General features: G+C 40.2%; 4 protein-coding genes. 2 read left to right on the forward strand and 2 right to left on the reverse strand.

The genetic code is table 11. The features are described from left to right. Positions 1 to 84 precede the first annotated feature (84 nt). Positions 85 to 1,809 carry an acetate--CoA ligase gene (gene acsA / locus J2T13_RS18160; RefSeq protein ID WP_429373775.1) on the forward strand — a complete coding sequence of 575 codons (1,725 nt, stop codon included), beginning with the start codon at positions 85 to 87 and terminating at the stop codon, positions 1,807 to 1,809. 180 nt (positions 1,810 to 1,989) lie between these two features. Here acsA and J2T13_RS18165 read toward each other — a convergent pair whose 3' ends face one another. Next, positions 1,990 to 5,118, reverse strand: a complete 3,129-nt coding sequence (locus tag J2T13_RS18165) for a transglycosylase domain-containing protein (protein ID WP_429373776.1) — start codon at positions 5,116 to 5,118, stop codon at positions 1,990 to 1,992. 381 nt (positions 5,119 to 5,499) lie between these two features. After that, positions 5,500 to 6,099, reverse strand: a complete 600-nt coding sequence (gene rpsD, locus J2T13_RS18170) for a 30S ribosomal protein S4 (protein ID WP_429373777.1) — start codon at positions 6,097 to 6,099, stop codon at positions 5,500 to 5,502. A gap of 505 nt (positions 6,100 to 6,604) precedes the next feature. On the opposite strand from rpsD, the gene J2T13_RS18175 reads away from it, so the two are divergent. Then, positions 6,605 to 8,599, forward strand: a complete 1,995-nt coding sequence (locus tag J2T13_RS18175; RefSeq protein WP_429373778.1) for a sensor domain-containing diguanylate cyclase — start codon at positions 6,605 to 6,607, stop codon at positions 8,597 to 8,599. Positions 8,600 to 8,716 lie beyond the last annotated feature (117 nt).

An 8,716-nucleotide genomic window follows, 5' to 3' on the forward strand; every position in this document is an offset into this window, starting at 1 on the left:
TTCCTTAAGTTATTATGCAACGACTTTGAAGAGCTACTGTAAGCGTTATCTTAATATTGTTGGATGATTGGAGGAGGAAGGATTATGGAACTTCATCATATTGAACAATTGCCCAGTGTAAACTCTTCGTCCAATATGGGAGATTACAATTCGGCCCTTGAGCAATTTAATTGGGAGGATGTAGAGCGACAATTTAGCTGGTATGAAACAGGACAAGTGAACATGGCGTATGAAGCGATTGATCGTCATGTACAAGAAGGACGAGGAAATAAAACGGCATTATTGTACAGTGATGCTACTCGGGAGGAGTCCTATACTTTTGCTCAATTAAGTGAACGTTCTAATCAATTTGGTAACGTACTCCGTAAATATGGCATTGGTAAGGGAGAACGTGTATTTATATTTATGCCTCGTAGCCCAGAATTATATATTTGTCTGCTTGGAATCCTTAAAGTAGGGGCTGTGGTAGGGCCTCTATTTGAGGCATTTATGGAGACAGCGGTCAAAGACCGTTTGGAGGATAGTGGGGCTGCCGTATTAATTACAACGCCTGAGTTACTTGGAAGGGTGCGTAGACAAGAGCTACCTGAACTAAAGCATATTATTATTGTGGGGGACAATGGAGAGCAGGGTGGCGTGACTGTTAACTATCAGGGCGAGATGGAGAATGCCTCTCAAGAGTTAGAGATAACATTTCTAGATCGAGATGATGGTCTGATTATGCATTATACTTCAGGCTCAACGGGAAAACCCAAAGGGGTCTATCATGTTCAGAATGCAATGATTCAGCATTATTACTCAGCAAAGATTGTACTTGATTTACAAGAAGATGATATTTATTGGTGCACTGCTGATCCTGGATGGGTAACAGGGACGTCTTATGGTATATTTGCTCCATGGTTACATGGTGTCACTAATGTCGTCCGTGGGGGGCGTTTCAGCCCGCAAGATTGGTATGCAACCATTGAGAAATATAAAGTTTCGGTATGGTATAGTGCTCCGACAGCTTTTCGTATGCTGATGGGTGCAGGTGATGATGTTATAGCCCAATATGATCTAAGCAGTCTTAGACATGTATTATCTGTAGGTGAGCCTTTGAATCCAGAGGTCATCCGTTGGGGTGATAAGGCATATGGTCATAGAATTCATGATACTTGGTGGATGACGGAGACAGGCGCGCAGATGATCTGTAACTATCCAAGTATGACGATTAAGCTAGGATCCATGGGGCGCCCCCTACCGGGTATCGAAGCAACAATTAAGGATGATCAGGGAAATACAGTACCTCCCTATACGATGGGTAATTTAGCGATCAAGTCACCTTGGCCATCGATGATGAGCCAAATATGGAATAATCCAGCGAAGTATCAAGAGTATTTCCGTGTAGAGGGATGGTATATTTCAGGAGACTCAGCGTATATGGATGAGGAGGGTTATTTCTTTTTCCAAGGTCGAATTGATGATGTGATTAATTCATCGGGTGAACGAATCGGACCTTTTGAGGTGGAAAGTAAATTACTAGAACACCCTGCGATAATTGAAGCGGGAGTGATTGGTAAACCAGATGCGATACGTGGAGAGATTATTAAGGCGTTCATATCACTTCGAGAAGGATATTTACCAACTCAGGAGTTGAAGGATGAAATTTATCAATTCGTTAAAGTGGGGCTATCTGCTCATGCAGCACCGCGGGAAATCGAATTCAAAGAGAAGTTACCGAAGACTCGCTCCGGTAAAATTATGCGTCGGGTGTTGAAGGCATGGGAATTGCATCTTCCAGAGGGTGATTTATCTACAATAGAGGATTAGTTATTATACCTAACAATATTTATCAAACTTAAAACTTCTTAGGGCCCGTAAAGAGTCAGGTTATGGGTATCCAAGGGGTTTTTTTCTGTGCGCAACGTAAGTAACTTAAAAACCTTCAGCTCCACTGTGAAAGCGGAAATGAAGGTTTAAGTTCTGAACATGATTATATGTGAAAAGTATTTATTCCTTTTCGTGATAGACAGGACTTGAGGGTTCAGACTCCCCTACATCATTTACTGCAATTACACGAAACCAACCTTTAAGAGGAACGCTCGTCACATACAAGTAATCCGTTGTATTACTTGAGCCAATATATGTGTATGGACCCTCTTGATTCTCACTGTAGTACACTTTGTAGCTAGTGGCAGTATCTCCAGCAGACCAACGCATCGGAATGCCATTGCTTGATGACTCCACTTGGAGTTGTCCAGGGGCCGTTGGTGTAGCAGGAGGATCTATTAATTCGGGCGGAATATTGGAAGCATTGCCAGGACCATTTCCACTGCCGGTGTTATTCTCACCTTCATTTGTAGATGGAACAATAATCCCAGGTACAATAAGTGGATCAATAGGATCTGGGATTACTTCAGGTACACTGGTCATTTTTCCAACCGTTTCACTTGGTGCTGATTCTTTTCCGGATACATCGACCGCTACGACATAGAAATTGTAATTACCATTTTCTGTAACACTACTTGTGAATACTTTGTTTTCATCACTGAGAACGACGTTACCAAGATGTTGGAATCCATTGGTGTTCAATGATCTATAAAGACGGTAACCTACGACATCAGGTGATCCACTAGCATTAAAGGTGATGACAGCTGAGCCATTACTATAAGAATAACTTACATTCTTTGGTGAAGTAGGCGGGGCTCCATCATCTACTCGTGGGTCGATTCTAGTAGGCATATCACTTGTAGCATCTTTTGGGAGATAATATTCTAAAGACTCATGTGTTCTCATAACACTAAATGCTGTTTGAAGTTCCTTAATTAAATCTTGAATTGACTTTTCTCGCTTGATGACTACTTTTTCTTTCAGCATGTCATCAGGAGTACCGTCTCGTGGAATATAATTAACACCATTATACGTAATGTATTTAGCCTTTGCGATTCCATCATCACTATCCATCGGAACATATTTAGCGTTAAATATATCAGTTACGAATCTATCTGTTAGTGATGTCGGAAGTTTACCACTGTAGGCGGATACCGTTTTGCTGACAATTCCACTAGGTCTCTCGAATTCAGAAGTAGTGAAAAATTTAGATTGTTTTTCTATAACTTCATTCATAATAAGTGCCCATATGGATTGAGCGTGTTTTCTCTGTGTGTCTACTAAGGCGTTAACAGGTTCCTTGTAGCCTACCCAGACTCCTAAGGTAACGTCTGGAGAGTAGCCCATAAACCATACATCAGCATAGTTTTGCGTCGACCCTGTTTTACCCACAATCGGAACTTTACCGAATTGTTTGTACTTTTCTTTGACTAGACTTGCTGTTCCTTCTGTAATGACGGTGCGTAGCATATCAGTCATCAGGTAAGCTGTCTGTTGAGAGAATACTCTGACAGGCTTTTTCTCGTGTTGATAAACAATTTTGCCATTAGAATCAACAATCTTCTCGATCATATAGGAATCATTAAAATTACCTTGGTTGGCAATTGAACTATAGGCATTCGTCAACTCTTCAACAGACACACCATTTGCCAGACCACCAAGTACACCAGTTTGGGCATTATAATCTGATTTTTGAATGCTGTTTATTCCTAGCTTCTTGGCGAAAGCCCAAGCTTTATCTATGGTTATGACGTTATTAAACAATTTCAAAGCAATTGTATTTTTGGATTTATTCAGAGCATAACGCGCTGTGATCAATCCTTCGTAGCCACCAGATGAATTTTTGGGAATATGATATCCTTTTTGTCCATCTTTTAGAACAATGGGTGCATCATCCACAATACTTGCGGGCTGAATTGCGCCTGATTCTAATGCAGGTAAATAGGCGGCAATAGGCTTCATGGCGGAGCCGGGCTGACGAACCATCTGTGTTGCATAGTTCATCTGTTCCTCATAGAAATCACGGCCTTCAATCATGCCTAGAATAGCTCCTGTTTTGTTGTCCATCATCATTGCGGCAGTCTGCTCCATCCCTTTTTCTTTACTATCAGGATAGAAATTATCAGGATTATCTGAGATCGTATGCATAGATTTATATATGCCCATATCAATAGTTGTATAAATGCGATATCCACCGGTTGTTAATTGTTGTTTGGCATCCTCTAATAGTTCATTGCTATTTTTTTCTGGCTGATCGATTTCTTCTGTATGATCCGCATTTAATCTCATTAGAATTTCGGCGGCCTTCCGTTCTGTTTCCATCATAAGGTATGGATAAGTGGAGTAGGCTTTAATCTGCTGCGATGCTAAAGTATTTTTAATATCAAAGGCTAAAGCATCATTATATTCGCCATTTGTAATTTTACCTTCTTCTAGCATACGTCGAAGTACAAGCTTTTGACGTACCATGGCACGTGCAAAAGCATCAGGGACAAATTCACCCTTCCCATTATAGGCGGAATAGGACGAAGGTAGCTGAGGTAGACCCGCTAGATAAGCAGCTTGAGCTATATTTATCTTGTCTAAGTCTGTAATGTTGAATATTCCCTTTGCTGCAGCTTTAATCCCATACACATTGTAACCACTGGATCCATTACCAAATGGAACCTTGTTGAGATACGCTGTTAGGATCTGTTCTTTGGTAAGAAAGCGTTCTAAACGAAGAGAGAGTAATAATTCCTTGATTTTACGATTATCGGTTCGGTCAAGGTTCAGGAATACGCGTCTTGCTAGCTGTTGGGTAAGTGTACTACCACCGGTTTGAGTAGATTCATTTAAAACTCTTTGCCTGACGGCACGAAGTGTGCCCTTCATATCGACGCCATTGTGATTGAAGAAATCGTTATCTTCAATGGCGAGGATGGCATCAACGACAAGGGAGGGGATTTTCTCATACTCCACTGGGCGTCTATCCTCATCTGTACGTAACTGTCCAATTGGTGTACCATCACGGAAATAAGCGAATCCTGTAATGCTATTCTGACTCATTTGTTCTGTAATTTCAGATCTTGAACGTACAGGCTCATCTTTGACAATAGCGGATACATATCCGAGTCCTGCACCCCCAACGAACAACACCCCCATGGTCATAAAGACAAACAACCATAGTAGAGTAATTCCTAGTATCCGTCCAAAGGACCGTTTAGGAGGGAGCTGTTCTTTAGGCATATTATTTTTAGTATCAACCATCCGTATTATATCCTCCTTATTAACGGAACTATTATAGCACAAAAACCGACATTTGAACCCCCATATTCTACCCAGTAGCTAAGAACTATTAAATTTGACTTATGGGTACGGCAAGGAAATTGAATATCACGGTTTATTGTACCAGATGGGAAGTCGCTCAATCGAGTAGCTTTATCTTTCGGGCATTATACATGTATTGTTGAGGATTTATTTCATAAATTATGGAATTAAGCTTGGAATCACACAAATTGTTGTGCCAATAATCATTTATGTGCCTATTATATCTATATATCAGTAGTCTTGACGGGTCTATAGCTTCGCTTATCTAGAAAAATGCATAAAAAAACCTGGAACATAAGTTCCAGGTTTAGGAAAATCGGATTAACGGTTGTAGAATTCGACGATTTGCTTCTCATCGATATCTTGGGACAATTCAGAACGTTCAGGATAACGAATGAATTTACCTTCGAATGAAGTATCGTTATATTCAAGGTATGCTTGAAGGTGTGAATGATTCTCCAAAGCTTCTTTAATGGAAGAAAGACCACGACTTCTTTCACGAAGACTGATAACATCACCAGTGTTCAACATGTAGGAAGCGATATCTACTTTCTTACCATTCACAGTAACATGACCATGAGATACCAATTGACGAGCACCTGCACGGGAATTTGCAAAGCCAAGACGGTAAACCAAGTTGTCCAAACGGCTTTCTAGTAGGAACATAAAGTTCTCACCAGCGATTCCTTGCATTTTTTGAGCTCTATTGAAAAGAGTTTTAAATTGCTTCTCACCCAAACCGTACATGTGACGAAGTTTTTGCTTTTCAAGCAATTGCATACCGTAGTTGCTGATTTTTCTGCGTTGGTTAGCGCCATGTTGTCCCGGAGGGAAAGGGCGTTTCAAATCTTTACCTGTACCGCTGAGGGAAATTCCAAGACGACGACTTAATTTAAATTTAGGACCAGTGTAACGTGCCATTGTATAGTAGACTCCTTTATTGGTTAAATTTCAGTAGGGCCCATTTGTGCCGTATGTTGTTTCATGTGCTGCGGCTCATAGGCCCAAAGCACAACTGACATGAAAGTTCAGCCGCTGTCTTGTCAGTAACAAAATACGTGAGGGTGACACAACGTTACGCCCAAAGTTCTTCAACAAGAACAATGTTGTTCAACAATGAATTTTATATTAAAACATATATAAAAGTCAAGTCCTAGCAACACGCGAGAAAAGTCAGAATATGTCGATAGTCCTTAAGTCCTAAAAAAATAGTGGAAATAACTGAAATTGACGTGCAAATTTACCTTGGAGAGAGTAGAATAAGTTTATTATAACATGACGTGGTTTTAGCGGTAGCAAAGGTTAATGGCATTTCCTATTCCCAGAGGGGTTAGCTATTTCCAACTTAAATTATTCTTGGAAAAAAGCTGTGCCATAAGTCTTACTTACTGTATTTTATCTAAATAGATGTAAAGGAGCGTTTTTTGTGTTAGAACATCATCGTCAGGTTTCAAAGCATGAAAGTGTACCCGCGGGTAACGTTCCAATACTAAGCTATGGTTCTGAATCTATTGATCAATGGGTACAGAATATTGATATTTCATCAGATGATCTTCCTTATATTAAGAATCTTTTGATTGAAAGCTATTTAGATTGGCAAAAGCAAGTATCTTCACTACCCCTTATGAGTGAATCCGTTTGGGGATTGCTTCATTATGATGGTTCGTGGATTGAGGGGGATGCTTCAATTCAAAGTTATATGGAACAAGAAGGGCACTCTATTCTAGCTCAATGCCTGACAGATAAGTCGGAGGTAAGAGCACAACGTCAAGGCGTTCTTGATGATTATCCTTCTAGTCATATGATATCTGTGATTCCTCTGTTTACAAGAGACCAGCATGAGCTTTATGCCATTATGGTAGTCATGATCCCTAAGCAAGTAGCTGAGCGTGGGGGCATGGATGTGGCCTCTGCAACATCGCTCCACTTTCAATCTTGCTTTTATAAAAATTTTGAATACATATTTGTGTCTGACGTAGTAGGCGTACAGATCAAAGCAGAAAGAGAAGCTAGTCGGAGATCAATTTTATTTCAGATTGTGCAACGTTTGCATGATCAGACGGATGTCGATACTATCCTCACTGAGGTTTTAGATAGTATTGCAATCCTTTACCCTACAGCAACTTTACAACTATTCATGTCTCAGGACCATCAGATTAGTGACCCACGGGTTAAACCGCTTATTCTTAGTACACGAGTAGATGATGTGCGCATTCGGACTTTTATGGATGCTAGTCTAACAAGACAAGAATCTATTCTGAGTGATGGCGTTGAGATTATAGAGATCGGCATCCCGTTGGTGGGTAAACAAGGTGTATACGGTGTATTTCACTTACAGATTGGCAAGGAATTTCTGGATGATTTAGATCTACAACTGGTTACTACTTTGGTAGATACCGCTGGGGGAGCATTTGAAAATGCTAAGTTGTACGAGCAGTCCAATCTTCTTATACAAGAATTAAGACATATTAATGATTTAACAAAGAGACTTAATCAGAGCCTGAGATTGAAAAATATTTATCGATCTGCAAATGAAGAATTGTTGAATATTTTCAAGGCCGACTATTGTTGCATACTTCAATTTAACGAAGTTAAGGACGGATTAGAAGTTCAATCTTGTAATGTACCTTCCCTTGAAAAGGAAGTTTTTGCTAAGGATTATGGTTTTGCCGGATTAGTATTTGCCAATGGTGAGCCGATTATTCTATCGGATTACCTCGTAGACTTAAATATATCATCTAAATTTATGGAAGAGACCGGGGCATTATCGCTCATTGCGACCCCTTTAACGGTTAAAGGAGAAATAACCGGGGCTATTCTGTTAGCACATAAGAAGGCACATTTCTTTTCATACGATAATTACAGATTACTTCAAACGTTGGCCAATCATATTGGGCTTGCTGTTAGTAATGCTCTGCTCCACGCTGAGGTAAGGCGTATGGCTAATCGAGATGTGTTGACAGATCTGTATGCTCGCCACTATTTGGATGATGTCATCCGTGAAAAAATGATAAACGAATACTGTGGTTGTTTAATTGTAGTGGATATTGATCAGTTTAAGCAGGTGAATGATAAGTACGGTCACCAAAAGGGAGATAAAGTCCTGAAAAAGGTGAGTGAGATTATTAAAACGTCTATTCGTAAAAGTGATATTCCTGCACGTTGGGGTGGGGAAGAACTCGCTATATATCTTCCACAAATGAATATTAAACAGGCTTTAATTGTGTCAGAGCGGATTCGAAGGCGTGTACAAGAGGAAACTGATCCGAGTGTTACGATATCTATTGGGGTATCAGAATGGAATTGGCTAGAAGAAATTGTTAGCGTAGATTCACTCTTTTACCGAGCGGATATGGCATTATATCGGGCTAAAAATAATGGTCGCAATCAAATCCAAATAGAAGATCGAAGCGATAAATAAGAGTTTGCCTACGGGTGCCTACGGGCAATGTCATTAAGTTAATTTCAAAGACAAGAGCGAAAATAAAAATGGAATCTGAAACGGCATGGGGAAAAGTCCTGTGCCGTTTGTTTTTTG

The organism is Paenibacillus sp. DS2015 (assembly GCF_050433705.1).
GTDB lineage: Bacteria > Bacillota > Bacilli > Paenibacillales > Paenibacillaceae > Paenibacillus_AQ.